The following is a 25137-nucleotide window of genomic DNA, read 5'->3' as shown; positions in this document are numbered from 1 at the left end:
TTCACTTCCGGAAAGCTTACCGGGTTCGCCGGAGGGCGAAACGTGGAGCACGGGCGCGTGGCCGGGGTTCAGGAGGCCCCGATGGCGTGATCGCCTCCTGAAATGGCCTGGGCGTCAGAGGAAATGGAGTGGCGGCAGGAATACGGCACGCGCTGCCCGGCCCGGGAAATCGGGCCTACAGATACCGGTGGTTCGAGCGTCCGACCTGGTACCCCGCCGGGAAGGTCTTCTCGATGACCTGCAGGTGGTGGTCCACCCTGGACTCCAGCTCGAGGACCACGCAACCCTCGCCGAGGGTTTTGGATTCGAGAACGATGTAGCGCTGACCACAATCGATGATCGGGTCGCCCGAGTGCAATTTCTCGACCGGCACCGACTCCGGAGTTCCATCTGGCTCCATTCATGACACGTTAGGTCAATTCCGCGGGTGAGGGAATACGCCGCCGGCGGGAACCTTGGCGGCGCGGCGGCCTTCGCGCGTGCCGGCCGCCCGCGCCGGGATAGGTTGTCACCCATGAGTTGGTGGTTCGCCCACGCCGAGCGGACGCTGTCCGAACAGGTGCCCGCCGCACCGGATCGGGTCCGCGACTTCTACGTCGACCTGGACAACATCAAGGTCGTGCATCCGCTGATCGTGTCCGTGGTGGCCGGGCCGCGCGTCGACACCCCCGACGGCTACCGCCAGGGCTATCGCGTGGTCGACCGGATCCCGCTGGGGCCGTTGACGTTGCGGATCACCTACCGGGCGACGCTGCACGTGCCGGCCGACGGCGACGTGCGGACCGAGGCCGACCAGTCCCCCGGGGTGCGGCTGCGGGGAACGGTGAGCTTCGAGCCGGCCGGCGGCGGCACCCGGCTCACCGAGCGCATCCGCATCAGGGCGCCGCGGCCGCTGGCCCCGGTGACGACGCGCGAAGCGGTCAAAGCGCACACCGCGATGCTGGCCGGTATCCGGCGCCACTTCGAATCCGCGTGAGCGACAGCCGCTCTCGCCGGGACTACTGGGCGGATTTGTCGGGCGCGTAGCCCAGGATGCTCTTGACCTCCAGGTACTCGTGGAACCCGAACGAGCTCCACTCCCGGCCGTTGCCGCTGCGCTTGTAGCCGCCGAACGGCGCATTCAGGTCGAAGGCGTGGTTGATGGTCACCCACCCCGCCCGGATCCTGCGCGCCACGGCGCGCGCCGTGTCGAGGTCGGCCCCCGAGACGTAGCCGGCCAGGCCGTAGTCGGTGTCGTTGGCCAGCGCGACGGCATGGTCTAGGTCGTCGTAGCCGAGCATGCACAGCACCGGACCGAAGATCTCCTCGCGCGCGATCGTCATGTCGTTGGTGACGCCGGCGAATACGGTGGGCCGCACGTAGTAGCCCGTGTCCAGGCCGTCGGGCCGGCCGGGGCCGCCGGCGACGACCGTCGCGCCCTCGTCGACGCCGGTCTGGATCAGCCGCTGCACCTTGTCGAACTGCGCCCGCGACGCCACGGGCCCGATCGCGGTCTTGTCGTCGGGGTCGCCCACCCGCACCTGGCCGGCGACCTCCCGCGCGATGGCGACGGCCTCGTCCATGCGCGAGTTCGGCACCAACATGCGCGACGGCGCGTTACAGCTCTGCCCGGAATTGGGCATCATGTTGGCCACCCCGGCGCGCACGCCGTCAGCGAAGCCCGCGTCGTCGAGCACGATGTTGGGGCTCTTGCCGCCGAGCTCCTGGGTCACCCGCTTGACCGTCGGGGCGGCGTTCTTCGCGACCTCGACGCCGGCGCGCGTCGAGCCGGTGAAGGAAACCATGTCGATGTCGGGATGGCCGGCCAGCGCCATGCCCACGCCCGGGCCGTCGCCGTTGACCAGGTTGAACACCCCGGCCGGCACGCCGGCGGCGTCCAGGATCTCGGCGAAGACGCAGGCCGAGAACGGCGCGACCTCCGACGGTTTGAGGATCATCGTGCAGCCCGTCGCCAGCGCGGGGTACACCTTGACCGCGATCTGGTTGATCGGCCAGTTCCACGGCGTGATCAGCCCGCAGACGCCGATGGGCTCCCGGGCCAGCAGCGTCGCGCCGTGTTGCTCGGAGAACGCGAAGTTCTTCAGCACGTCGATGGCGGTGGCCAGGTGCGCGAGCCCGAGCCCGACCTGCGGACCCGCCGCCAGCGACGGCGGTGCGCCGATCTCCTCGGTGACGGCGTCGGCGAGATCGCCTGCGCGCTTGCCGTATTCGGCGAGGATGGCCTTCAGCAGCTCGAGGCGCTGCTCGCGGCTGGTCTGCGACCAGCCGGCGAAGGCGCGCCGGGCGGCCGCGACCGCCACGTCCACGTCGGCGGCCGAGCCGAGCGAGATCTTCCCGGCGACCCGCTCGGTCGCCGGGTTCTCGACGTCGAACGGGTTGGGCCGCACCGGACCGACCCACCGGCCGTCGATGTAGAAATCCAGGTATTCGCGCATCAGATCCTCCTTCTCCTACTGGGTGCCTTCGGCGTACCAGGTGCGGAATTCGTCGTACTTGGGCATCTCCTCGGAATTGGCCTTGGGGTCGATGCAGACGTGGACGACGGCGGTCTTGCCGCTCGCGTACGCCCGCTCGATCGCCGGGCCGATCTCCTCCTCCTTCTCCACGTACTCGCCGTGGCAGCCGAAACCCTCGGCGACCTTGTCGAGGCGGACGTCCTTGCTCCAGTGCACACCCGGCTGCGCGGAGGGCTGGGCGAACGTGCGCTTGTAGACCCCGACCTCGAGGCCCCACTGGTGGTCGACGCCCACCACGCACACCAGCGGAAGATTCTGCCGCGCCGCCGTTTCCAGCTCGGCGATGTGGAAGAGGAAGGCCGAATCGCTGGTCAGCAGCATCACCGGGCGCTTGCCCCCCTCGGCGACCGACGCCCCGATCGCGTACGGCAGGCCGGTGCCCAGATGGCCGAAGTTCTGGTTCCAGATGACGTCGCGCGGTTTGGCCTGCGAGTAGGTCCACTGAAAGATGACGGTCGCCCCGCCGTCGCGGACCATGATGCCGTCGGGCGGGAACGCTCGCGTGGCCTCGACGACGAACCGCGCCGGGTGGATCGGGGTGCGGCCCGTCGGCGCGCTCTCGGCGAGCTGAGCCAGCTCCGCCGCGTCCTGGTTGATCCAGCGGTCCAGGTCGGCCGACGGTGTGCGCGGGCTGTCCCGCAGCGCGTCGACCAGCTGGGGCACCACACCGCGAAGATCGCCGACCAGGGGAACGTCGATGGGACGGTTGACACCGATGGCCACCGGATCCTGTTCGACCAGAACCCATTTGCGTGTTGCGTCGTTCTGCGCCCAGTGGCGGGTGCGGCCGTAGTGGCTCGGTTCGCCGAGCTCCGTGCCGAGCGCGACGCACAAGTCCGAGGTGACCACCGCCTCGACGGCCGCCGGCGAGAATCCGTACGAAAAGGTGCGGTCCTGCAGACCCTCGATGAACGACGTGCCACCGGAGGTCTGGATCACCGGGCAGGCCATGAGGTCGGCCAGCTCCCGGACCGAGGCACCGGTGCGCGAGGTGTGGACCCCGTGCCCCACCAACAGGATCGGGCTCGCCGCGTCCCGGATCAGCTTCGCCGCCTCGGCCACCTCGCGCTCGCCGGCGGTCTGCTCGACGAGCCGGTACCGCCGGGGCGGTAGCGGATCCGCGACGTCGAGCTCTTCGAGGATGACGTGCGAGGGGTACTCGATGTAGGCCGGGCCGGGTGTGCCGGACATGGCCCGGCGGATCGCCTCGTGGACGATCTCGTCGGTCTGGTCGGCGTACTCGATGGAGGCGCTGTACTTGACCGACGGCGCGAAGAGCGGTTCCTGCCGGACGAACTGGATGCGGCCGCGCCGGACCCGGCGCTCGGTGATGCGGGCCCGCTGACCGCCGAGGAAGATCACCGGCGAGTTCTCCACCTTCGCGCACTGGATCGCCCCCGCGATGTTGGCCATTCCGGGGCCGAGCGTGCCGACGCACAGGCCGGGCCTGCCCGTCATCCGCGACGCCGCCTCGGCCATGAAGCCCGCGCTCAACTCGTGGTGGGGTGCGACCACCGACCACCCGCGAGCGTCCGCCTCGAGGAACATGTGCACGAAGTTGGGGTCGGGGATTCCGAACAATGTGTTGACGCCCTCGGCCTCGAACAGGTCGAGGATGCGTTTGTACACCGGGACAGCCATCTAGAGCTCCTTTCCGTCGCGAACAGCCACAGAATCGCACTGTGGCAGGGCATCTCGTGCGATTCCGCGTCTGCTCGCGCCGATTTCGGCGAACACTTCTTCGGTGTGGGCGCCCAGTTCGGGCGCGGGCCCCGCCACGCGGCCCGGTGTCCGGGAGAACCAGGCCGGCACGCCCGGGAAGCGCACCGGCCCGTGCGGGGTCTGCACGGTCTCGAACATGCCGACGGCGTTGAGGTGCGGGTTGTCGTACAGCGCACCGGGGGTGTTCAGCGGCGCCGCGGGGATCTCGAGCTCGCGGAACAGCGTCAGCCATTCCCCGGTCGTGCGCTCCTTCAACGTCTCGGCCAGCAGGCCGTAGACGGCGTCGATCTCGCGCGCGCGCTGCTGCAGCGTGGCGTAGCGCTCACCGGCCCACGGCGGCCGCACTGCGTCGACGAACGCGTTCCAGTGCTTGTCGTTATAGATCAGGGCGGCGATGTGGCCGTCGCTGGTGCGGTACGGACGGCGGTTGGGCGCCACGGTGCGCGGATACACCGCGGGCCCCAGCGGCGGGTCGAACAGCGCACCGTTTGCGTGTTCGACGAGCATGAACGAGGCCATCGTCTCGAACATGGCGACCTCGACCTCCTGGCCCTCCCCGGTGCGCTCGCGGTGGAACAGCGCCATGGTCGTCGCGTACAGCGCGGTCAGCCCGGCGACCTTGTCGGCCATGATCGTTCCCACGTAGTCGGCCTCGCCGGTCAGCTGCTGTTGCACCGCAGGCAGGCCGCATTCGGCCTGGATCGTGTCGTCGTAGGCGGGCCGGTCCCGGTCGGGTCCGCGACGGCCGTACCCGTAGCAGTTGGTGTAGACGATCGCCGGGTTGATCGCGGCGACGTCGTCGTAGCCGAAGCCGAGCCGGGCGATCGCCTTGGCGCGCATGGAGTGGATGAACACGTCGGCTGTTTCGACCAGCGCCCGCAGCGCGGCCGCGCCGGCGTCGGTGCGCAGGTCCAGCACGACGCTGCGCTTGCCCCGGTTGACGTTGACGAACACCCCGCTCATGCCCGGCGCCGGGCCGACCGAGACGTAGCGGGTGTCGTCGCCTCGGGGCGGTTCGATTTTGATCACGTCGGCACCCATGTCGGCCATGATCTGGGTGCAGTACGGGCCCATCACCATGGCGGTCAGGTCGATCACACGCACCGTGGCCAGCGGGCCCGCCGGCGGGCTAGCCATGCAACGCCCCCTGACCGCGGTGCGCCAGGTCGAAGCTGTAGCGGATGTGGTCGGCGTGGCCGTCGGGCAGAACCGGGAAGATCAGCGGCACCTCCGCGCGCCGGATCGCTTCCAGGTGTTCGCCGACGTCCTCGACCGTCCACGACGGGCGGTACACGCCCGGGGTCTCGGCGATCACCGCGCGCGCCACCCGGCCCGCCAGGGCGACGAAGATCTCGCCGCTGACCGAGCACGATTCGTGCACGAGCCAACCCACCACGGGCGCAACGAGTTCGGGATCCATCGGGGGATAGGCCGAGACGTCGATGCCGGCGGCCATCCGGGTCACCGCGGCCGGGACGATCACGTTGGACGTGACGCCCTGGGCGGCGCCCTCGAGCGCCGCGACGCTGGACAGCCCGATCACCCCGGCCTTGGCGGCCGCGTAGTTGGCCACCCCGTGGTTGCCGTACAGGCCGCCGATCGATGAGGTGAGCACGATCCGTCCGTACCCGGCGTCGCACATGCGGGGAAACGCCGGCCGCACGACGTGGAACGCGCCGCGAAGATGCACGTCGAGCACGGCCTCGAAGTCCTCGTAGCTCAGCTCCTTCAGCGAGCCGCGACGGACGTTGCCGGCGTTGTGCACCAGGATGTCGAGGCGGCCGTAGGTGTCGAGCGCTGCGTCGACGATCGCCTTGCCGCCGGCGGCGGTGGCCACCGAGTCCGTGCTGGCGACCGCCTGACCGCCGGCGGCGTGGATCTCACGCACCACATCGGCGGCCGGAGCGGCATCGGCGCCGTCACCGCTGAGGTTGCCCCCGGGGTCGTTGACCACGACCTTGGCGCCCCGCGACGCGAGCAACGTGGCATAGGCGCGGCCGAGCCCGCGGCCGCCCCCGGTGACGACCGCCACCCTGCCCTCGAAGTCCAGGGAACTCACTTCACTCATCTGCGTTCTCGAGCTCTAGGCCGTCCAGGTCACCCTTGGCGCGCCATTCCCTGAGCAGGTCGTCGAACGCGTAGAAGCCCGGCATGTAGGGATCGCCGATGGCCGAGCGGATGCCCTCGCCGCCACCGCCGCCCTCGTTGTTGTAATAGCCGGGCGTGCAGGAGATCGCGAATTCCGTTCCGTCTATCGAGGTTTCGCGGATCGTCTTGATCCAGTTGTCCTGGGCTTCCTGGCTCGGCTCGACCGTATTCGCGCCGCGCGCCACCGCCTGGGAGATGATGTAGGCGATGTGCTCGGCCTGCTGCTCGAGCATGGCGGTGGTGTTGCCCGCGACGCCGCCCTGGATGAAGCCGGTGAAGAACTGGTTGGGGAAGCCCCGGCTGGTCATCCCGTGCAGTGACTTGTAGCCGTCGCGCCAGTGATCGAAGAGCGACAGGCCCCCGCGGCCCTCGATCGCCTCGACCGCGTACCGGCGACCGATGTCGGTGGTGATCTCGAAACCGCTCGCGAATACGATGCAATCGACGTGGTACTCGATGCCGCCCGCGACGATCCCGTTCTCGGTGAGCCGTTCCACGCCTCTGGATTCCGACACGTCGACCAGGGTGACGTTCGGGCGATTGAACGTCGGCAGGTATTCGTCGTTGCTGCAGGGCCGCTTGCACATGAACCGGTAGTACGGTTTGAGCGCCTCGGCGGTCTCCGGGTCCTGCACGACTGCGGCGACGCGTCGCCGCAGCCGCTCCATCAGCTTGTAATCCTCCTCTTCGCGCATCGCCATGATCTGCTCGACGGTCAGGGCCGCCGGATCCTCGGCGGCCGCGACGCGCGCGGTCAGGTTGCGCCCCAGTTCGGTCCAGAAGTCGCAGACCATGTCCGGCTCGTCGAACACCACCCCGTCACCCAGCGGTGACCAGCGGTGAAAGTTGCGCTTGCGTTCCTCCTGCCAGCCGGGCCGCAGTGCAGCCGCCCACCGCGGGTCGGTCGGCTCGTTGCCGCGCAGGTCCACCGATGACGGTGTGCGCTGAAACACGTAGAGGTGCCGGGAGTCCCGGCCCAGGTGCGGGACCAGCTGCACGCCGGTCGCCCCGGTGCCGACGAGCGCGACCCGCTTGTCGTGCAGCTTGTGCAGTCCGCCGTTGGCATCCCCGCCCGTGTAGTCATAATCCCAGCGGGCGGAATGGAACATGTGGCCCTTGAAGTCCTTGATGCCGGGAATGCCGGGCAGTTTCGGCCGGTTGAACGAGCCCTGCGCCATCACCACGAACCGGGCCCGAATGTCGTCACCGCGGTTGGTGCTCAGACGCCAGCGCTTTATCCGCTCGTCCCATCGCGCCGTGCGAACCTGGGTGGACAAGATCGCGCCGTCGTAGAGCCCGAAATGCTTGGCGATGCGGCGGCAGTGCTCGTAGATCTCGGACCCGTCGGCGAACTTCTTCGACGGCACGTAGTCGAGTTCTTCGCACATCGGGATGTAGCAGTAGGCGTCGTTGTCGCACTGGATTCCGGGGAAGCGATTCCAGTACCAAACCCCGCCGAAGTCCCCGCCCATCTCGATGATGTGCACGTCGTCGACGCCGGCCTTCTTGAGATATGCGCCGGCCAGCAACCCGCTGAAGCCGCCACCGAGGACGGCCACCTCGATGTTCTCGTCGATCGGCATCCGTGGCGTCACCGGCGTGTGGGGATCGATCTCGGCGAATTCGGCGTAGTCGTCCTTGAGTTCCAGATACTGCTTGGAGCCCTCCGGGCGCAGCCGCTTGTCGCGCTCGTGCCGGTATTTCGCGCGCAGCGCGTCGATGTCGATGTCGTCGGGAGTCTGGGTGGGGCCGCAGCGGTTGTCGGGAGTGATCATGCCGGTGGGTGCTCCTAGTCGGAAAGGGGCTGGGGCGCACCGGTGCCCATGTACCTCGACAACTGATAGTGCAGGTTCACGGTGCTGCGTTCGCGGTAGGGGTTGGGCTTGGTGCCGCCGAAGCCGAGGGATTTCATGCCCTGCTGCACGGCGGCCATGTTCGAGAAGTCTTGCGGCAGAACCGACAGCCACCGCGGGTCGTCGGCCGGGGTGTACTGCCACTGTGTGTGCGGCTCTTCGCCTTTGGGGTACAACTCGAACACCGAGACCTCGAAGATGCATTTGTTCGGGTCGTAGCCGGGGTCTGGGCGGGCGCTGTAGCACAGCGCAACCGTCAGACCCTGGCCGATCTGGAAGTTCGGGAAGATCTGCCAAGCGGTGCCCGCCTGCCCGAGGATGTCGGCGGGAATCGTCGGCCAGATCACGCCGCGGGCCGCGTCGTCGCGGCGCGCGGATGCCAGCCAGTGCTCGAGGACCTTGTCTGCCGGTGTGCCCTCGGGCAGCTCGTCGACCAGTCGTTTGGCGGCGTTCACCAGCGTCTCGGTGGTCGAGGTGTTGGTCTCCTCCATCGTGTAGATCTGCATCTGGGCGGTCGAGACGCGGGGATCGGCGCCCGTGCCGAGGCGGATCTTGGACTTGGTGGCCGCGAGGTCGTCGGGGGCGTCGTAGCCGATGTTGCTGTGTTTGCCCTGCGCCTTGGCCCAGCCCTTGAACTCCCCGAACTTGTTGAACTCGGGGTGGGTGGTGAAGACGTGGTAGGTCTCGTTGAAGGCCTCCAGCGCGACCTTCCAGTTGCAGTCGAAGTGCAGCCACTTGCGCCACTTGTAGCGCATGTTCTCCAGCCCGAATGGGTCGAGAATCTTTGCGGCGGGGAACAGGTAGTCGGCCAGCGGCTCGCAGTCGGGGTCCATGTTGATCCACAGCCACCCGCCCCAGGTGTCGACGTGGACCGGCCGCAACCGGGTGTTGTCGGGGGTCAGCGCCCCCTTCCAGTCGTCCTGTTCGCGGATGTGCGTGCAGGTCCCGTCCAGGCCGTAGGTCCAGCCGTGGAAGCCGCAGACGAACGACTTGCGGGCGCGCCCGCAGGCGTTCTTGGCGCCGGCGGGGGTGTCGATCAGCCGGCGGCCACGGTGCATGCAGACGTTGTGGTGGGCGCGAAATTCGTTGGGCCCGGTGCGCACCACGATGATCGAGTCGTCGAGGATGTCGTAGGTCAGGTAGCTGCCGACCTCGGGGATCTCCTCGACGCGGCCGACCTGTTGCCAGACCTTGCGCCACAGCTTGTCGCGCTCGGCGCGCGCGTAGTCCACGCTGACGTAGGCTTCGACGCCGATCGTCATCGGCTGTGAAAGCTCCTCGGCCGCAGCGGCATTGCTGGCAAGATCGGTCATCACATCCTCCTGATGGCGGCGCGGAAGGATTCGTCCTTGAGGAACAGCGAGGTGTTGTCGGCGCCCAGGTGGCTCCATTTGAGGTCGAGCCCGCCGTCGACGAGCAGGACCTGCCCGGTGACGTAGCTCGACATTTCCGAGAGCAGGAACAGGATCGCGCGGGCCTGTTCCTCGGGCCGCCCGCGCCGTCCCATCGCGATCGCCTGCCGGTCCCGCCCCGGGTCCTCGTCGACGTAGGTGCGCGAGGCGGCAGTCTCGGTGACGCCCGGCGCCACCGCGTTCACCCGAATCCCGGCCTGGGCCAGCTCGAGCGCCATGGTGCGGGTCATCGCGACGACGGCGGCCTTGGCGGTCCCGTAGGCGATGTGGAACGGCGCGGTGTTCAAGCCGCTGATCGAGGAGAGCGACACGATCGACCCGGGCAGCTGCTGCGCGAGGAGCTCGGCGGCCACCGCGCGGCTCATGAAGAATGCCGTCTCGAGGTTGGCGGTGAAGATCTCGCGCCAGTCGCCGCGGTTCACCCGGGTCGCCGGCATCCACGTAGACGGTGCGGCGCCGCCGGCGACGTTGACCAGCCCGTAGAGGTCGCCGTCGGTGCGCCGCGCCCGGTCCATCACGGTGGCGATGCCCTCGTCGGTGGACGCGTCGGCCGCCACGGCCACGACGGGCAGGCCGTGGCGCGCCAGCGGAGCGACGTGCTCGTCGAGGTTGTCCTGCGAGCGGCTCACCGCGATCACGGTGGCCCCCGCCTCGGCGGCCAGCTGCGTGACAGCCGTGCCGATGCCACCGCCGCCGGCGCCGGACACCACCACGATGCGACCGTCGAGCCCGAGAAGATCCGCCATGACCTGCTTTCCCAGCCGCGGACACCGGCACTGTCCGCAACGCGCTGCCCCACGACCTTGTCCGGACAATAAATTGGATTCTGCCCTTAGGAGAACACTATTCCCATCGCTGGACAGTGCTGTCAAGGCCGTTCGCCGCGCCCAGAGAAGCTATTGTCTGGACTAGCCCGGCTTGATAGCGTCCAGCCCGAACAGGCACTTGCGGGTCGAAGGGAAGGATCCCGGCGAGACCATGACCAGCGCGGCGGCGCCATCGCGATACGCCCCCTTCGATGCCGGGGCGCACCCGGTCGAGGTCGCGGATGGCTGGCGACTCGAGCGGGTGACCGCCGCCAGCCGCCTGTTCGGCGCCAACGGCCTGCGCACCGGCCCGGACGGCCGGGTCTACATCGCGCAGGTGACCGGCAGCCAGATCAGCGCGCTGGATCCCGGCAGCGGCCACCTGTCGACCGTGAGCGCCAGGGGCGGCGACATCGTCGCGCCCGACGACGTCGCCTTCGACGCCGACGGCAACCTCTACGCCACCGAGGTGATGGACGGCCGGGTCAGCATGCTCGACACCGCCGGGCGCACCCGGGTGCTGCGCGACGACATCCCGTCGGCCAACGGCATCACCGTTCATCGGGGCCGGTTGTTCGTCGGGGAATGCCGCGAGGGTGGGCGCCTGCTGGAACTCGACCCGGGCGGCGGGCCACCGCGGGTGCTGCTGGAGAACGTGCCGTCGCCCAACGCGATGGAGGTGGGTCCCGACGGGCTGCTGTACTTCCCGGTGATGGGCGCCAACGCGATCTGGCGCGTCGACCCCGAGGGCGGCCAGCCGCAGTGTGTCGCGGCCGATCTCGGCGTCCCCGACGCCGTCAAGTTCGACGCGCGGGGCCACATCGTCTCGACCCAGGTGGCCAGCGGCCAGGTGCTGCGCATCGATCCCCGCACCGGCGAGCGGAAGCTGCTGGCCCAGCTGAGCCCGGGCCTGGACAACTGCACGCTGGTCGGTCAGAAGGTGCTGGCGTCCAACTTCACCGGCGAGATCACCGAGATCGCGCCGGACGGCGCGACGCGGACGGTACTGCCCGGCGGGCTCAACTGGCCGCTGGACCTGACCGTCGGGCACGACGGGCGGCTCTACGTCGCCGACGGCACGTATTTCTATGCGGTCGCACCCGACGGAGCCCTGCAGACGGTGGGGATGCTGTTCAGCCCCGGCTACCCCGGCTTCGTGCGTGGCGTCGCGGCGAGCGGTCCGGGCGAGTTCGTGGTGACGACCTCGGGCGGTCACCTCAGCCGCTACCGGCCCGCCGCGAGCGAAACCGAAGTGCTGGCCGACGGTTTCGACCAGCTGTACGGCGTCGCGCTCGGCTCCGGCGCAGTGGTGTTCGCCGAGCTGGGCACCGGGCGGGTGCTGTCGTGGGCCGCGGGCCGCGTCGAGGTGCTGGCGACCGGCCTGCACGACCCGGTCGGCGTCGCGATCGCCCCGGACGGCACGTGCCTGGTCGCGGAATCCGGCGCCGGACGCGTGGTCCACGCCGGCGGGTTAGGCACGTTGGTCGCCGATCTGCGACGCCCCCAGGGCCTTTCGGTGCGCGACGGCGTGCTCTACATCGTCGACGCCGGGGCCAAGGAGGTGATCGCGTTCGACCTGGACACCCGGGTTCGCCGCACCCTCGCCGCCGGGCTGCCGATCGGCCCGCCCGCCGGGGTGGAACCCAAGCCGCTCAAGGGCATGCCGCCGTTCTCCGGACCGCAGGGCCCGTTCGCGGGCATCGCCGCCGCGGCCGACGGCACGCTGTTCGTCTCGGCCGACGGCGACGGCAGCGTCCTGGCCCTGCGCCCGTCCCGGGACCTCCGCTGATGCCGCAAGCCGTCTCGAACGACCACCGCTACCTGCAGATCGCGCGCACGCTGCGCAAGGAGATCGTCGACGGGGTGTACCCGGTGGGCTCCCAGCTGCCGACCGAACACCAGCTCTGCGAGCGGTTCGCGGTGAGCCGCTACACCGTTCGCGAGGCGATACGCCGGTTGCGCGAGGACAACCTGGTGGCGTCGCGACCGCGGGCGGGCACCCGCGTCGTTCCCCGGCCGGCGTCGAGTTCCTATGCGCAGGATGCGATGTCGATCGACGACCTGCTCGCGTTCGCGTCCGGTGCGCACCTGAGCATCGAGTCCAACGCCATGGTGACGATCGACGACGACCTTGCCGCGCGGACCGGGCTCGGGGCCGGCACGCAGTGGCTGTCGGTGCGCGGTTACCGGCGGGCCGAGGGCGCGTCGGCGCCCCTGTGCCGCACGGAGTACTACATCAGCCGCGACTTCGCCGCGGTCGGCCGACTGCTGCAGCGCCACACCGGGCCGATCTTCCCGCTGATCGAGGACCTGTTCGGGGTGAGCGTCGCCGAGCTGCACCAGGAGATCGCCGCGGTCCTGCTCTCGCCCGAGCAGGCCGACGGCCTCGGGGTCGAGGCGGGCACCGCGGCGCTGCAGATGCGGCGCACCTACCGGACCTCCGAGGGCGACGTCGCCCAGGTGACGATCAACACCCACCTGTCCTCGAAGTTCCGCTACGCCATCACGATGCGCCGGGTGAACGGCCAGGCCGGCTGAGGTGATGCGACGGTGATCACCCCCGCCCGCCGCGACCCGGCCCGCGCGGCCGAGGCCTACCGGCGTGGCCTGTGGGTGCGCACCACCCTCGCCGACGCGCTGCGCGCCGCCGCGGACACCTCGCCGGAGCGGACGGTCCTGGTGGACAACGGCGTACGAGTGGACTGCGGCACGCTGCACGCGCGGGCCCGCGGGTTGGCGGCCGCCCTGCTGGAGCGCGCGCCGGTGGGCAGCGTGGTGTCGTTCATGCTGCCGAACTGGCACGAGGCCGCCGTCATCTACCTGGGCGCGACGCTGGCCGGGATGGTGGTGAACCCGATCCTGCCGTCGCTGCGCGACCACGAGCTGCGCTTCATCCTCGAGGACGCGGGCGCCGCGCTGATCTTCGTGCCGCACCGCTTCGGCGGCCACGACTACGCGGCGATGCTCGACCGCGTGACCGCGGCGATGAGCGCACCGCCCGAAGTGGTGGTGCTGCGCGGCGACGCCGGCGCCCACACGCCGTTCGCGGCGCTGTCGGCAACCGGCGCTGCCGAGCTGCCGGACCTGGATCCCGACGCCGTGCGCATGGTGCTCTACACCTCCGGCACCACCGGGCGGCCCAAAGGCGTCCTGCACAGCCATAATTCGATCCACGCGCTGATCTGCCAGCTGCGCGACCACTGGAGCATCGACCCGGGCGACACGTTCCTGGTGCCGTCGCCGATCGCCCACATCGGCGGCTCGATCTACGCGTTCGAATGCCCGCTGCTGCTGGGCACGACGGCGGTGCTGATGGAGCGGTGGGATTCCGCGGCGGCGGTGGCGCTGATGGACGCCGAGCGGTGCACCCACATGGCCGGGGCCACACCGTTTCTGCAGCAGCTGCTGTCCGCCGCCGAGCGCGCCGGCACGCGGCTGCCCGACCTGAAGGTGTTCGTCTGCGGCGGCGCCTCCGTGGCTCCGTCGTTGATCCGGAGCGCCGCAAGCTATTTCGACCGGGCGGTGGTCACCCGGGTGTACGGCTGCACGGAAGTCCCCGTCGCGACGGTCGGCGCGCCCCGGCCGGACGAAGCCGATCGCGCCGCGGCCACCGACGGCAGGCCCGGCATCGCCGAGGTCGAGCTCGCCGCCCACGCGAGCGCCCCGGCCGGGGAGGGGGAGATCTGCGTGCGCGGCCCGCAGATGCTGCTCGGGTACCGCTGCGCCGAGGACGAGGAAGGCTGCTTCGACGACGCGGGGTTCTTCCGCACCGGTGACCTCGGGCGCTGGGCCGACGACCGGCGGTACCTCGTCGTGACCGGGCGCGCCAAGGACGTCATCATCCGCAACGGCGAGAACATCTCGGCCAAGGAGGTCGAGGACCTGCTCGCCGACCACCCCGGCATCGCCGAGATCGCGGTCGTCGGGCTGCCCGACGAGCGCACCGGCGAGCGGGCCTGCGCGGTGATCGTCGCGGCGGGCGCCGGGCTCCCGGACGTCGCGAGCCTGCTGTCGCTGTTGGTGAGCAAGGGCGTGGCGAAATTCAAGGCGCCCGAACAGGTGGTCGTCTGGGATGCCCTGCCGAAGAACGACGCCGGAAAGGTCCTCAAACACCGGATCCGGGCGGCTTTGACGGAGGTCACACAGAATGGGTGAGATGCAGGTCGCGATCGTCACGGGAGCCAGCAGCGGGATCGGCTTCGGATGTGCCACGAAACTGGCCGAGATGGGAATGGCGGTCGTCGGCACCGGCCGCGACGAGACCCGGCTGGCCGCGCTGGCCGACGCGGTCGGCGATCCCGAGCGGGTCGCGACCCTCGCCGTCGACCTGACCCGCGACGACGCGCCGCGCCGCATCGTCGACCTCGCCGTGTCCCGTTGGGGCCATGTCGATTTCCTGGTCAACAACGCCGGAGTCGGCAGCCCGAAACCGCTGCACGAGACCGACGACGAAACCCTGGACCACTTCCTGGGACTGATGCTGCGCGCCCCGTTCCGGCTCGCGCGCGACGTGCTGCCCCACATGGGCCCCGGATCGGCGATCGTCAACGTCACGTCGACGTTCGCCGTAATCGGCGGGCTGCGCGGCGGCGCCTACTCGGCGGCCAAGGGCGGGCTGACCGCGCTGACCACCCACATCGCCTGTCAGTACGGGGCCTCCGGCATCCGCTGCAACGCCGTCGCGCCCGGTGTGACGCAGACGCCTATGGTCGAGAAACGCCTGCAGGACGAGCGGTTTCGCAAGATCAACGTCGAGATGACGCCGCACCAACGCCTGGGCAGCATCGACGACATCGCCGGCACCGTCGCGTTCCTGTGCTCGCCGGCGGGAAGCTTCATCAACGGGCAGACGATCGTCGTCGACGGCGGCTGGAGTTCCACCAAGTACCTGTCGGAGTTCGCGCTGTCGTCCCGGTGGATCGGGCGGTGAACCTCTTCGGGGTGCTCGACCAGACCGCGAACCGGTTCCCCGACCGCGGGGCGGTGTATCACGGGCAACGCCGGGTCTGCACGTGGAACGACCTGCGCGACCGGGCATTACGCATCGCCGGCTCGATCCGGCAACAGCACGGTGCGGGCGCCCGGATCGCGATCGCGACCCACAACCGGCCGGAGATCGTCGAGCTGATGTTCGGCATCTGGGCGGCCGGGTGCGTCGTCGTCCCGGTCAACTACAAGCTGCACGAGCGCGAGATGGCGCTGATCCTCGACGACGCCGGTGCGTCGCAGGTGTTCGCCTCACCCACGATCGGCGCCGCACTCGGCTCCGGCACCAGCAGGCCCGTCGAAACCATTGGCTCCGAGGCTTATTCGCGTCGACTCGGGTCCGCCCCGGTGGCACCGCCGCACACCGAACCGTCGACGCCGGCGTGGCTGTTCTACACCAGCGGAACCACCGGCCGGCCCAAGGGCGCGATCCTGTCGCACCGCAACCTGACGGCGATGGCCGTCGCGCACCTGGCCGACATCGACGCCCCCACCGAGAACGGCAGCCTCGTGCACGCGGCACCGATGTCGCACGGCTCGGGCCTCTACGTCGTGCCGTACGTGCTGCGCGCGGCCCGCCAGGTGGTGCCCGAGTCCGAAGGCTTCGATCCCGGCGAGTTCCTGGACCTGTGCGGGCACCACCCCGCCTGCAGCGCGTTCCTGGCGCCGACGATGGTGCAGCGCCTGATCCGGACCGGCCGCCCCCGCCCGGCCAACCTGGCGACGATCGTCTACGGCGGCGGGCCGATGTACGTCGAGACCCTCAAGGGGGCGATGGCGGCGTTCGGGCCGGTCTTCGCGCAGATCTACGGGCAGGGCGAGTCGCCGATGACCATCACCGGCCTGCGCCGCGCCGACCACGAATCCGGCGATGACGCCGTGCTGGGCTCGGTCGGCTATGCCCGCTCGGGCATGCAGGTCGCGGTGCTGCGCGCCGACGGCCGACCGGCGCCGGCCGGTGAGGTCGGGGAGATCGTGTGCCGCGGCGACGCCGTCATGTGCGGCTACTGGGAAGACCCCGCCGCGACCCGCGCCACGCTGCGCGACGGCTGGCTCTACACCGGCGACCTGGGCTCCTTCGATGCCCGCGGGTTCCTCACCCTGCGCGACCGGTCCAAGGACGTCGTGATCAGCGGCGGAACGAACATCTACCCGCGGGAGGTGGAGGAGATGCTGCTCGAGCATCCCGCGGTGTCGGAGGCGTGCGTGGTGGGCGCACCCGACGCCGAGTGGGGCGAGGTGGTGGTCGCCTTCATCGTCGGCGCGGCCGACCCCGCCGAGTTGGACGCGCATCTGCTGCGGCGCATCGCGCGCTTCAAACGGCCCAAGCGCTACGAATTCGTCGACGAGTTGCCGAAGAACAGCTACGGCAAGGTGCTCAAGCGCGAACTGCGCGCGACGCTGCGGTGACCGGCGCCGCGGCCGTCACACGGTGAGCAGGACCTTGATCGCGCGCCGCTCGTCCATCGCCTGGTACCCCGCGGCGGCCTCGGCAAGCGGAAGGCTCAGGTCGAACACCTTGCCCGGGTCGATCTGGCCGTTCCAGATCAACCTGATCAGCTCGGGCAGGAACCGGCGCACCGGCGCGAGCCCGCCGTGCAGGTGCACGGCGGAGAAGAACAGCTCGTCGCCGGGGAGCTTGACGTCGTGGGACAGGCCCACGAAGCCGACGTGGCCGCCGGGCCGGGTCGCCGAGATCGCCTGCGTCATCGACTGCTGGGTGCCCACCGCCTCGATGACGCTGTGGGCGCCGAGGCCGTTGGTGAGGTCCTTGATCCGGGCGACGCCCTCGTCGCCGCGTTCCTCCACGACGTCGGTCGCGCCGAATTCGCGGGCCAGCGCCTGGCGATCCCGGTGGCGGCTCATCACGATGATCCGCTCGGCGCCGAGTTCCCTCGCGGCCAGCACCCCGAGCAGCCCGACCGCCCCGTCGCCGACGACGGTGACGATCTTGCCGGGGCCGGCGTCGGCCGCGACGGCGGCAAACCAGCCGGTCCCGAGCACGTCGGAGGCGGCCAGCAGGCTGGGGATCAGCGCCTCCGGCGGCATCCCGGGGGTGGCTACCAGCGTGCCGTCGGCCAGGGGGATGCGGGCGTACTGGGCCTGCGTGCCGATGTTGCCCATCAGCTCGCCCTGCACGCAGCGACTCTGGTAGCCGGCCGCGCAGATCTCGCAGGTGTTGTCGGACGAGACGAACGAGCCGACCACGAACTGGCCCGGCTTGACGGTGCGGACCTCGCTGCCGACCTCCTCGACGACACCGACGTACTCGTGGCCCATGGGCGCGTCATGAACCTCGTCCTCGCCGCGATAGGGCCACAGGTCGGAACCGCAGATGCAGGTCGCCGACAGCCGGATGATGGCGTCCGTCGGGTGGACGATCCGGGGATCGTCGCGGTCTTCGACCCGCACGTCGCCCGGGGCATGCATCACCACACCACGCATCGATTGCCTCCCGTTGAGTGGTCGCTCGGTATTGGTCTCGACCCTAGTCGCGGGGCGCGCCGCCCGCCCGGCGCGGTGCGCGGCCGGCTGCCGGAAAAGCGACCCGGGCTCCGCGCGTGTCATCTCCGGAATCCCCGCGGGGCGAATTTATGCTGGCTGCGATCTAGAGGAGGGGCAGCGACGTATCGGCATCAACGATGGCGCCGGGCAGCAGCATGGTCGGGGCGCGTTAACAGAAAGCACCGAGCCGGGCGGGACTTCCGCGCCGGCTCGTGACGCCGGGCGGCCCCGGTGGGTCGCCCCGGTGCGCCGGGTGGGCCGGCTCGCAATCTGGGACCGCCCGGAGCGGCGCGGCGGGATTCCCGCCCTCGACGGGTTGCGCGCGATCGCCGTCGCGCTGGTGCTCGTCGGTCACGGCGGCGTCCCCGGCGTGGCCGGCGGCTTCATCGGCGTCGACGTTTTCTTCGTGCTGAGCGGGTTTTTGATCACGTCGCTGCTGCTCGACGAGCTCGGGCGCACCGGCCGGATCGACCTGACCGGCTTCTGGATCCGGCGCGCGCGACGGCTGCTGCCCGCCCTGGTGCTGATGGTGCTCACGGTGGCCGCGGCCCGCGAACTGCTCCCGTACCAGGCGCTGACCGGGTTGCGCAGCGACGCGATCGCGGCGTTCTGCTGGATGGCGAACTGGCGGTTCGTCGCGCAGAAGACCGACTACTTCACCCGGGGCGCACCGCCGTCGCCGCTGCAACACACCTGGTCGCTGGGCGTGGAGGAGCAGTACTACTTCGTCTGGCCGCTGCTGCTCATCGCGGTGACGCTGCTGCTGGCCGCGCGGGCCCGGCGGCGCTCCACCCGGGCCACCGTGGGCGGGGTGCGGTTCAGCGCCTTCCTGCTCGCCACGGCCGGGGCGCTCGCCTCGGCGGCGGCCGCGATCGTCTTCGTCTCCTATGGCACGCGCGACCGCATCTACTTCGGCACCGACACCCGCGCGCAGGCACTGCTGGTCGGCGCCGCCGCCGCGGCCCTGCTGGTGCGCGACTGGCAGTCGCTGAACCGCGGATGGTGCCTGATCCGCAGCCGGTGGGGGCGGCGGGTCGCCCGGGTGCTGCCGCTGCTGGGCCTGGCCGGGCTGGCCGCGGCGGTCCACTTCGCCACCGGCGCCGCCCGGGAGTTCCGCCACGGCCTGCTGATCGGGGTCGCCCTCGCGGCCGTCCTGGTGGTCGCCCCGGTGGCGCTGGAGCAGCGCGGGGCGGTGGCCCGCGTGCTGGCGCTGCCCCCGCTGGTGTGGCTGGGCACCATCTCCTACGGCGTCTATCTGTGGCACTGGCCGATCTTCCTGGCGCTCAACGGCGAACGCACCGGATGGGACGGGCTGCGGCTGTTCGCGGTCCGGTGCGCGGCCACCATCGCGGCGGCGGCCGCGTCCTGGTGGCTCATCGAGCAACCGATCCGGCGGTGGCGTCCGGCGCGGGTGCCGCTGCTGCCGCTGGCCGCGGCGACCGTGGCCAGCGCGGCGGCGGTGACGTTGCTGGTCGTCCCCGTGGGCACCGGACCCGCGCTGCGCGAGGCCGGCCTACCGCCGGGGGTCTCGGCGGTGGCGGCCGTCTCGCCGTCGCCGCCCGACGCGGGCCGCCCGGCGCCCCCCCGGCCGCGAGACCCCAATCGCCCGTTCACCGTTTCGGTGTTCGGCGACTCGATCGGGTGGACCTGGATGCACTACCTGCCGCCGACGCCGGGGTTCGCCTTCCTCGACCACACCGTCATCGGCTGCAGCCTCGTGCGCGGTACGCCGTACCGCTACGTCGGCGAAACGCTGGAACAGCGCGCCGAATGCGACGGCTGGCCGATCCGCTGGGCCCGCCAGGTCAGCCAGGACCAGCCCGACGTGGCGCTGCTGATCATCGGCCGCTGGGAGACGGTGGACCGCGTCAACGAGGGGCAGTGGACCCACATCGGCGACCCGACGTTCGACTCCTACCTCAACGCGGAACTGCAACGGGCGCTTGACATCGCCGGCTCCACCGGTGCCCGCGTGGTGGTCGCCACCGTGCCCTACAGCCGCGGCGGGGAGAAGCCGGACGGCCGCCTGTACCCGGAAGACCAGCCCAACCGGGTCAACCAGTGGAACGCCATGCTGCGCGCGGCCGTGAGCCGGCACCCCGGCGTCCAGATCCTCGACCTCAACAAGAAGCTCTGCCCGGACGGCGTCTACACCGCCAAGGTCGACGGCATCAAGGTGCGCAGCGACGGCGTCCACCTCACCTCCGAGGGGGTGCGGTGGCTGACGCCGTGGCTGGAGAAGTCGTTGAAGTAGCCGCGACGCTCAGATGCGGCAGCTCAGCTCCATGCTGTCGCTTTCCCGCACACCGAAATTGAAGCTGACGTAGCCGTTGGCAGGGTCGCGCACGCGGTCGAGATAGGGCTGGGTGTCGGCGGCGCCGGTGTTGTCGGCGACGACCAGCGCACCCGTCGACAGGCGCGGTTCGAGCAGCTCGATCACCGGCAGGTACAGGTCCTTCCAGCCGTCCAGCAGGACGAAGTCGACGGGCCCGTCCAATTCGGCCAGCGTGGCCAGCGCATCACCCTCGAGGATGGTGATCACGTCGTCCAGGCCGGTGTCGGCGAACGTCTGCCGCGCGGCGGCGATCTTGGCGGCGCACAGCTCGGTGGTCACCACGCGGCCGGAACCGTTGTCGCGCACCGCCGCGGCCAGATGCACCGCGGAGATGCCGAACGACATGCCGAACTCCACCACCGTCGTGGGACGCGTCGCGCGCACCAGCGCGTACAGCAACCGCCCCGCCTCGGGCGTCACCGGGATGTAGAACTCGCTCATCGCCTCGGTGCGCTCCCGGGTGGTCATCGGCCGGTCGAACTCACCGCGCCGCTCCCGCAGCAGCGACATCTGGTTCCGCGATTCGGCATACATCGTCTCGAGCGTCGACGCCACTCTGGGGTCCTGCAACGTGGTGGGCATGGACTCGAGGGTAGGCCTCCGCGGCGCGGCGTTTGACGGGCGGCGGGTGGCGGTGCGAGCATGGACCGGCAAGCACCTCGGTAGGTGAGGCGTCTGCACGGATACAGGCCACTGACCCCGAACGTCGAGAGACGCCCCGGGTCAGGACAGCTCTTCCCGGACCCAAGGGTTGAGCCCAAGTGGCTTCCGGACGAAGCGGATCGCGACATCGGCTGAACTCCGGATACGCCGTGCAGTGCCGAAGCTCCGACGAGAGGGGTGCCGTCGGCGGTGTGCCGCCGTCCTAAGTGCCTCTCCCGTTCAGGTGGATATGATGACACCCCCGTGTGTCCCGGCCGTGAGGAGGTGAGGGCGAGATGAGCAGAACCAGTCCAGGCGATAGTCCCTATCCGTATTCCGTCTCGTCCCAATCCGGTTCCGGCCATCACTGCGCCGGCTGATCGCCGGGCGCGTCTGACGCGCTGCACGTCGTGAGCCGATCGGGCCTCCACCAGGAGAACACCATGGCTTTTGTTGCGGTACTGACTAATTGGTGCGCACGGCACCGCCCGACCCCCCAGGAGTGGGCGGACCGCTACGTGTCGCGGATGCCGATCGGCGTGCTGGCCGCTCCCGGCACGCGGTCGCCGGGCGGTGTGCACCACCGGCGCTGATCGGTCCGCGCCCCGTCCTGTCATATCGACGGTCTGAGTCGCCCTACGCCTTTGGGCTCGACTCTCGCACAGACAGTGAGAATTCGATGACTTCACTTTCCACGCAGCAGCACGGCCTGCCCGACGCGGCCGGGCAGGCCGTGCTGGACTCCGCGCACGCCGGCGACATCGTCGGCGCGTTCGGCCGGATCCGCCACGACGGCACCGGCAGCCGCTGGCGGCGCCTGCGCACCCTGATGGTCATCACCGGACCGGGGCTGATCGTCATGGTGGGCGACAACGACGCCGGCGGCGTCGCGACCTACGCACAGGCCGGTCAGAACTACGGTATGGCCCTGTTGTGGACGCTGGTGTTCCTGATCCCGGTGCTCTACGTCAACCAGGAGATGGTGCTGCGGCTCGGCGCGGTCACCCGGGTGGGGCACGCGCGGCTGATATTCGAGCGGTTCGGCAAGTTCTGGGGTGCGTTCAGCGTTGGGGACCTGTTGATTCTCAACGCTTTGACGATCGTCACCGAGTTCATCGGGGTGGCCCTGGCCCTGGGCTACCTGGGCTGCCCCAAAATCGTCGCGATCCCCGCCGCCGCCGTGCTGTTGTTCGCCGTGGTGGCCGGTGGCTCGTTCCGGCGGTGGGAGGCGCTGATGTTCGGGCTGATCGCGGTGAACGTGCTGATCGTTCCGATGGTGCTGCTGGTGCATCCCACCCTGGCGGGGACCGCCGGGGGGCTGGTGCCGCGGTTCCCGGGTGGCCTGAACTCCACCGTGCTGTTGCTGACCATCGCGATCGTGGGCACGACGGTGGCGCCGTGGCAGCTCTTCTTCCAGCAGTCCAATGTGGTGGACAAGCGCATCACGGCACGCTGGATTCCTTACGCGCGCGCCGATCTGGTCATCGGGATCGTCGTGGTCATGCTCGGCGCCACCGCGTTGATGGCGGTGACCGCGTTCGGGTTGGCCGGCACGGGCGAGTTCACCGACGCGGGAGCCGTCGCCGCGGGCCTGTCCCGCCACCTCGGCGGCACGGTGGGGGTGCTGTTCGCGATCATCCTGCTCGACGCGTCGCTGATCGGCGCGAACGCCATCGGGTTGGCCACCACCTACGCCGTGGGCGACGCGATGGGACGGCGGCACTCACTGCACTGGAGGGTCAGTGAGGCGCCCCTGTTCTATGGCGGCTACGCGCTGCTGCTCGCCGTGTCGGCGGCGGTGGCGTTCAGCCCCGATCACGTGCTCGGCCTGGTGACCCAGGGCGTGCAGGCGCTCGCCGGCGTCCTGCTGCCCTCGGCCACGGTGTTCTTGGTCCTGCTGTGCAACGACCGCGCGGTGCTGGGTCCGTGGGTGAACACGGTGCGGCAGAACATCATCGCGTGGGCCATCGTGTGGTCGCTCGTGCTGCTGTCGCTGGCCCTGACGGCGACGACCTTCTTCCCGGGCTTGTCCACCACCACGATCGAGGCCGGCCTCGCGGGCGGCGCGGTGCTGGGCGTCGCCGTCGGAGCCGCCGGGATCGTCGCCGGCCGGCGGTACACCGCCCGGCGCCAGGCCGAAGCCGTCGTGCGGGCCCTCGGCGGTGGCCTGGACCCCGAGCAGGTCGACCAGCTCGACGGCACCCCGCTGCTCTCGCGTGCCGAACGCCGCGCGGTGCTCCGGCAGGACCGGATGAACTGGCAGACACCCGAATTGGCCGCGCTGGACCGGCCCACCATGTCGCCGGTCCGGCGGATGGGGCTGTTCACCCTGCGTGCCTACCTGGTGGTGGCCGTCGTGCTGGTGATCGTCAAGGTCGTGCAGGCCGGCATCGTCGCGCCCGCCGCGTCACTGTGAGCCACCGGGCAGCAGAACGATTTTGCCGCGGGTGTGCCGCCTCTCGAGTTCTGCGTAGGCGTCCGCGACCCGGTCCAGCGGATAGGTGGCGGCGATCTCGAAGTCGATGGCGCCGGCGGTGATCAGGCCGGCCATCTCGGCGAGCACCTCCGGTGTGGAGGCGTCCATGCTGCCCTCGGTCCGGGCGCCGATCTCGGCGGCCTTCTGGAACGAGATGATGGTCTCGATGCGCTCCGGTGCCACACCGAGGTCCACCGCCAGGTCGAGGTAGTCCGGGCCGAACAGGTCGATGAACGCGTCGATTCCGTCCGGTGCCGCCGCCCGCAGCCGCTCCGCCAGGCCGTCGCCGTAGGCGACCGGGATGACGCCGTGGTCGCGCAGCCATCCCGCGTTCCCGGGCCCCGCGATGCCGAGCACGACGGCCTTCCGCAGGCCCAGCAGTTGCACGACCAGGCTGCCGACCCCGCCGGCGGCCGCCGACACGGCGACCGTCTCCCCCGGCCGCGGCGCGACCGCGCGGACGGCCGCGTACGCGGTGACACCGGCGACATACAGCGAACCCGCCACCTCCCAAGCTAGTTCGGCCGGCTTGTGGATCAGTTGATGCACCGGCACCGCGGTGTGGGTGGCGTGACTGGACCGGCGCAGGCTGAAGCCCAGCACCTCGTCGCCGACGGCGAATTCGGTCACTCCGGGTCCCAGCGCAGTCACCACGCCGGCGAGGTCGCTGCCCTGGCCCGACGGGAACGTCGCGGGGAACATCTCGTGCATCGCCCCGGTGCGGATTCCGGCCTCGCCGGGATTGATCCCGGCGGCGCGGACTTCGACCACCACCTCGCCCGGCCCCGGCGACGGCATGTCGATGTCCGCCACGTACAGGACGTCGCGGCCCCCGTAACGGTCGAACCGCACCGCGCGCGCCATCGCGCCCCCTTCCCGGCGAAACCGGCCTTTGGCGCCAGCATAGGTCGTGATCCGGTACCCACCGCCGGGCATGCCGCGTATGTTCATAAGCTGGCCTGTTCGCGCCGGCGTTTCGCTGCAGCGTCAGGCGCCGCATCGACAGGGGTTTCTCGACGGGGAAGGAACGCCATGCAGACCGCCCGCAAAGCCGCCACCGGCTGCGCGCTCGCGCTCGTGGTGGGCGCGGCGGCCGCCGGGTGCGGAAACCACCAGACCCCTTCGGCGCCGACCTCGTCGAGCACGACGACGTCATCGGCCGCGCCGACCTCGTCGGCCGCGCCGGGCACGGTGACGAGCCCGCCGCCGGGACAGCAAACGGATTACAGCGTGCTGCTCATCAAGCCGGCCGACATCGGGCCCGATTTCAGCGCTCCCCAACCTCCCGTGCTGAACCCGGACAACGGCCTCGGCGTTGCGCAGTTGTTCGTCAACGCCGACAACAGCAGGCGGGTCGGGGACTTCATCTTGATCCTCGCGGACCCCGCGGCGGCGGCGGCCGGTGTCGAGAACACCAAGAAAAACTACGCGGGCAAGGTCAGCGGCACGTGGCAGCCGGTCGACGTCGGCTCCAACGGGGCCATGATCTCCGGCGCCTCGGGCACCGCGCCCGACAACGCCAAAGCGGTCACCGTGCTGCTGTTCACCGAGGGCAACGCGCTGGTCAACATGGAATTCGACAGCCCTCCGGATGCGCCGATGGATCGGGACGCCGTGATCGACATCGGCCGCAAGCAGGACGCCGGGATCAAGGACCAGCTGCCCGGTTGACCGGGCGGCTCGGCGACGGGCGCGGACGGACTTCGGCCCCAACGGCATTGGCGGGCTGAGTTTGC

Annotated in this window: 21 protein-coding genes and 1 riboswitch; of the genes, 10 read left to right on the top strand and 11 right to left on the bottom strand. The window is 70.3% G+C overall.

Annotation, left to right across the window (positions count from 1 at the left end; all coding sequences use genetic code 11):
- Window positions 1–175 precede the first annotated feature (175 nt).
- Window positions 176–400, bottom strand: coding sequence for a hypothetical protein (locus AB8998_RS28580; protein ID WP_369741245.1), 225 nt, complete (start codon window positions 398–400; stop codon window positions 176–178).
- A 114-nt stretch (window positions 401–514) separates the two neighbouring features.
- Between AB8998_RS28580 and AB8998_RS28575 the strand changes: the two genes are divergently transcribed.
- Window positions 515–976: an SRPBCC family protein gene (locus AB8998_RS28575; protein ID WP_369741244.1), complete on the top strand. Its 462-nt coding sequence runs from the start codon at window positions 515–517 to the stop codon at window positions 974–976.
- Window positions 977–998: 22 nt separating this feature from the next.
- Here AB8998_RS28575 and AB8998_RS28570 read toward each other — a convergent pair whose 3' ends face one another.
- Genes AB8998_RS28570 through AB8998_RS28540 form a run of 7 tightly spaced genes read right to left on the bottom strand, consistent with a single transcriptional unit; the run spans window position 999 to window position 10397 of the window.
- Window positions 999–2435: an aldehyde dehydrogenase family protein gene (locus AB8998_RS28570; RefSeq protein ID WP_369741243.1), complete on the bottom strand. Its 1437-nt coding sequence runs from the start codon at window positions 2433–2435 to the stop codon at window positions 999–1001.
- A gap of 15 nt (window positions 2436–2450) precedes the next feature.
- Entirely contained in the window at window positions 2451–4157 is a 1707-nt protein-coding gene (locus AB8998_RS28565; RefSeq protein WP_369741242.1) for a thiamine pyrophosphate-binding protein, read from the bottom strand.
- Entirely contained in the window at window positions 4158–5351 is a 1194-nt protein-coding gene (locus AB8998_RS28560) for a CaiB/BaiF CoA transferase family protein (protein WP_369741812.1), read from the bottom strand.
- Window positions 5352–5367: 16 nt separating this feature from the next.
- Window positions 5368–6306, bottom strand: coding sequence for an SDR family NAD(P)-dependent oxidoreductase (locus tag AB8998_RS28555; protein ID WP_369741241.1), 939 nt, complete (start codon window positions 6304–6306; stop codon window positions 5368–5370).
- Entirely contained in the window at window positions 6299–8161 is a 1863-nt protein-coding gene (locus AB8998_RS28550) for a flavin-containing monooxygenase (RefSeq protein WP_369741240.1), read from the bottom strand. Before AB8998_RS28550 ends, AB8998_RS28555 begins: the two co-directional genes overlap by 8 nt.
- 14 nt (window positions 8162–8175) lie before the next feature.
- Window positions 8176–9552, bottom strand: coding sequence for an aromatic ring-hydroxylating oxygenase subunit alpha (locus AB8998_RS28545; protein ID WP_369741239.1), 1377 nt, complete (start codon window positions 9550–9552; stop codon window positions 8176–8178).
- Window positions 9552–10397, bottom strand: a complete 846-nt coding sequence (locus AB8998_RS28540) for an SDR family NAD(P)-dependent oxidoreductase (RefSeq protein WP_369741238.1) — start codon at window positions 10395–10397, stop codon at window positions 9552–9554. The genes AB8998_RS28545 and AB8998_RS28540 overlap by 1 nt, the downstream gene beginning before the upstream one ends.
- Window positions 10398–10629: 232 nt before the next feature.
- Between AB8998_RS28540 and AB8998_RS28535 the strand changes: the two genes are divergently transcribed.
- The 5 genes from AB8998_RS28535 to AB8998_RS28515 are packed head-to-tail and all read left to right on the top strand — an operon-like array spanning window position 10630 to window position 16853.
- Window positions 10630–12246, top strand: a complete 1617-nt coding sequence (locus tag AB8998_RS28535; RefSeq protein WP_369741237.1) for a Vgb family protein — start codon at window positions 10630–10632, stop codon at window positions 12244–12246.
- Window positions 12246–12995 carry a GntR family transcriptional regulator gene (locus tag AB8998_RS28530; protein WP_369741236.1) on the top strand — a complete coding sequence of 250 codons (750 nt, stop codon included), beginning with the start codon at window positions 12246–12248 and terminating at the stop codon, window positions 12993–12995. The genes AB8998_RS28535 and AB8998_RS28530 overlap by 1 nt, the downstream gene beginning before the upstream one ends.
- Before the next feature lie 15 nt (window positions 12996–13010).
- On the top strand, window positions 13011–14612 hold the full coding sequence (locus AB8998_RS28525; RefSeq protein WP_369741811.1) for an AMP-binding protein: 1602 nt from the start codon (window positions 13011–13013) through the stop codon (window positions 14610–14612).
- On the top strand, window positions 14605–15387 hold the full coding sequence (locus AB8998_RS28520; RefSeq protein WP_369741235.1) for an SDR family NAD(P)-dependent oxidoreductase: 783 nt from the start codon (window positions 14605–14607) through the stop codon (window positions 15385–15387). Before AB8998_RS28525 ends, AB8998_RS28520 begins: the two co-directional genes overlap by 8 nt.
- Window positions 15372–16853: an AMP-binding protein gene (locus tag AB8998_RS28515; protein WP_369741234.1), complete on the top strand. Its 1482-nt coding sequence runs from the start codon at window positions 15372–15374 to the stop codon at window positions 16851–16853. The genes AB8998_RS28520 and AB8998_RS28515 overlap by 16 nt, the downstream gene beginning before the upstream one ends.
- A 15-nt stretch (window positions 16854–16868) precedes the next feature.
- Here AB8998_RS28515 and AB8998_RS28510 read toward each other — a convergent pair whose 3' ends face one another.
- Window positions 16869–17888, bottom strand: coding sequence for a zinc-dependent alcohol dehydrogenase family protein (locus tag AB8998_RS28510; RefSeq protein WP_369741233.1), 1020 nt, complete (start codon window positions 17886–17888; stop codon window positions 16869–16871).
- A gap of 304 nt (window positions 17889–18192) precedes the next feature.
- Between AB8998_RS28510 and AB8998_RS28505 the strand changes: the two genes are divergently transcribed.
- Window positions 18193–20202 carry an SGNH/GDSL hydrolase family protein gene (locus tag AB8998_RS28505; protein WP_369741232.1) on the top strand — a complete coding sequence of 670 codons (2010 nt, stop codon included), beginning with the start codon at window positions 18193–18195 and terminating at the stop codon, window positions 20200–20202.
- A gap of 9 nt (window positions 20203–20211) precedes the next feature.
- Here the strand turns inward: AB8998_RS28505 and AB8998_RS28500 are convergent, their stop codons facing one another.
- Window positions 20212–20865, bottom strand: coding sequence for a class I SAM-dependent methyltransferase (locus AB8998_RS28500; RefSeq protein ID WP_369741231.1), 654 nt, complete (start codon window positions 20863–20865; stop codon window positions 20212–20214).
- A gap of 69 nt (window positions 20866–20934) precedes the next feature.
- Window positions 20935–21130: riboswitch (M-box (ykoK) riboswitch) on the top strand.
- A 238-nt stretch (window positions 21131–21368) separates the two neighbouring features.
- Between AB8998_RS28500 and AB8998_RS28495 the strand changes: the two genes are divergently transcribed.
- Together AB8998_RS28495 and AB8998_RS28490 are read left to right on the top strand one after the other, a co-directional pair.
- On the top strand, window positions 21369–21518 hold the full coding sequence (locus AB8998_RS28495) for a hypothetical protein (RefSeq protein ID WP_369741230.1): 150 nt from the start codon (window positions 21369–21371) through the stop codon (window positions 21516–21518).
- Between the two features lie 86 nt (window positions 21519–21604).
- Window positions 21605–23341: an NRAMP family divalent metal transporter gene (locus AB8998_RS28490; protein ID WP_369741229.1), complete on the top strand. Its 1737-nt coding sequence runs from the start codon at window positions 21605–21607 to the stop codon at window positions 23339–23341.
- Here the strand turns inward: AB8998_RS28490 and AB8998_RS28485 are convergent.
- Window positions 23333–24265: an NADP-dependent oxidoreductase gene (locus AB8998_RS28485; RefSeq protein WP_369741810.1), complete on the bottom strand. Its 933-nt coding sequence runs from the start codon at window positions 24263–24265 to the stop codon at window positions 23333–23335. The two genes, AB8998_RS28490 and AB8998_RS28485, sit on opposite strands and share 9 nt — an antisense overlap.
- A gap of 168 nt (window positions 24266–24433) precedes the next feature.
- Between AB8998_RS28485 and AB8998_RS28480 the strand changes: the two genes are divergently transcribed.
- Window positions 24434–25072, top strand: a complete 639-nt coding sequence (locus AB8998_RS28480) for a hypothetical protein (RefSeq protein WP_369741228.1) — start codon at window positions 24434–24436, stop codon at window positions 25070–25072.
- Window positions 25073–25137: the final 65 nt, after the last annotated feature.

The organism is Mycobacterium sp. HUMS_12744610, from assembly GCF_041206865.1.
In the GTDB taxonomy this organism is placed as follows: domain Bacteria; phylum Actinomycetota; class Actinomycetes; order Mycobacteriales; family Mycobacteriaceae; genus Mycobacterium; species Mycobacterium servetii.
The sequence above is the reverse complement of the archived record's forward strand: the minus strand, read 5'-3'. Positions and strand labels throughout refer to the sequence as shown.

Bases quoted from the DNA above. Each gene is read 5' to 3' on its own strand.
- AB8998_RS28580 (WP_369741245.1), bottom strand. From the start codon at position 400: ATGGAGCCAGATGGAACTCCGGAGTCGGTGCCGGTCGAGAAATTGCAC.
- AB8998_RS28575 (WP_369741244.1), top strand. From the start codon at position 515: ATGAGTTGGTGGTTCGCCCACGCCGAGCGGACGCTGTCCGAACAGGTG.
- AB8998_RS28570 (WP_369741243.1), bottom strand. From the start codon at position 2,435: ATGCGCGAATACCTGGATTTCTACATCGACGGCCGGTGGGTCGGTCCG.
- AB8998_RS28565 (WP_369741242.1), bottom strand. From the start codon at position 4,157: ATGGCTGTCCCGGTGTACAAACGCATCCTCGACCTGTTCGAGGCCGAG.
- AB8998_RS28555 (WP_369741241.1), bottom strand. From the start codon at position 6,306: ATGAGTGAAGTGAGTTCCCTGGACTTCGAGGGCAGGGTGGCGGTCGTC.
- AB8998_RS28550 (WP_369741240.1), bottom strand. From the start codon at position 8,161: ATGATCACTCCCGACAACCGCTGCGGCCCCACCCAGACTCCCGACGAC.
- AB8998_RS28545 (WP_369741239.1), bottom strand. From the start codon at position 9,552: ATGACCGATCTTGCCAGCAATGCCGCTGCGGCCGAGGAGCTTTCACAG.
- AB8998_RS28540 (WP_369741238.1), bottom strand. From the start codon at position 10,397: ATGGCGGATCTTCTCGGGCTCGACGGTCGCATCGTGGTGGTGTCCGGC.
- AB8998_RS28535 (WP_369741237.1), top strand. From the start codon at position 10,630: ATGACCAGCGCGGCGGCGCCATCGCGATACGCCCCCTTCGATGCCGGG.
- AB8998_RS28530 (WP_369741236.1), top strand. From the start codon at position 12,246: ATGCCGCAAGCCGTCTCGAACGACCACCGCTACCTGCAGATCGCGCGC.
- AB8998_RS28520 (WP_369741235.1), top strand. From the start codon at position 14,605: ATGGGTGAGATGCAGGTCGCGATCGTCACGGGAGCCAGCAGCGGGATC.
- AB8998_RS28510 (WP_369741233.1), bottom strand. From the start codon at position 17,888: ATGCGTGGTGTGGTGATGCATGCCCCGGGCGACGTGCGGGTCGAAGAC.
- AB8998_RS28500 (WP_369741231.1), bottom strand. From the start codon at position 20,865: ATGCCCACCACGTTGCAGGACCCCAGAGTGGCGTCGACGCTCGAGACG.
- AB8998_RS28495 (WP_369741230.1), top strand. From the start codon at position 21,369: ATGGCTTTTGTTGCGGTACTGACTAATTGGTGCGCACGGCACCGCCCG.
- AB8998_RS28490 (WP_369741229.1), top strand. From the start codon at position 21,605: ATGACTTCACTTTCCACGCAGCAGCACGGCCTGCCCGACGCGGCCGGG.
- AB8998_RS28485 (WP_369741810.1), bottom strand. From the start codon at position 24,265: ATGGCGCGCGCGGTGCGGTTCGACCGTTACGGGGGCCGCGACGTCCTG.
- AB8998_RS28480 (WP_369741228.1), top strand. From the start codon at position 24,434: ATGCAGACCGCCCGCAAAGCCGCCACCGGCTGCGCGCTCGCGCTCGTG.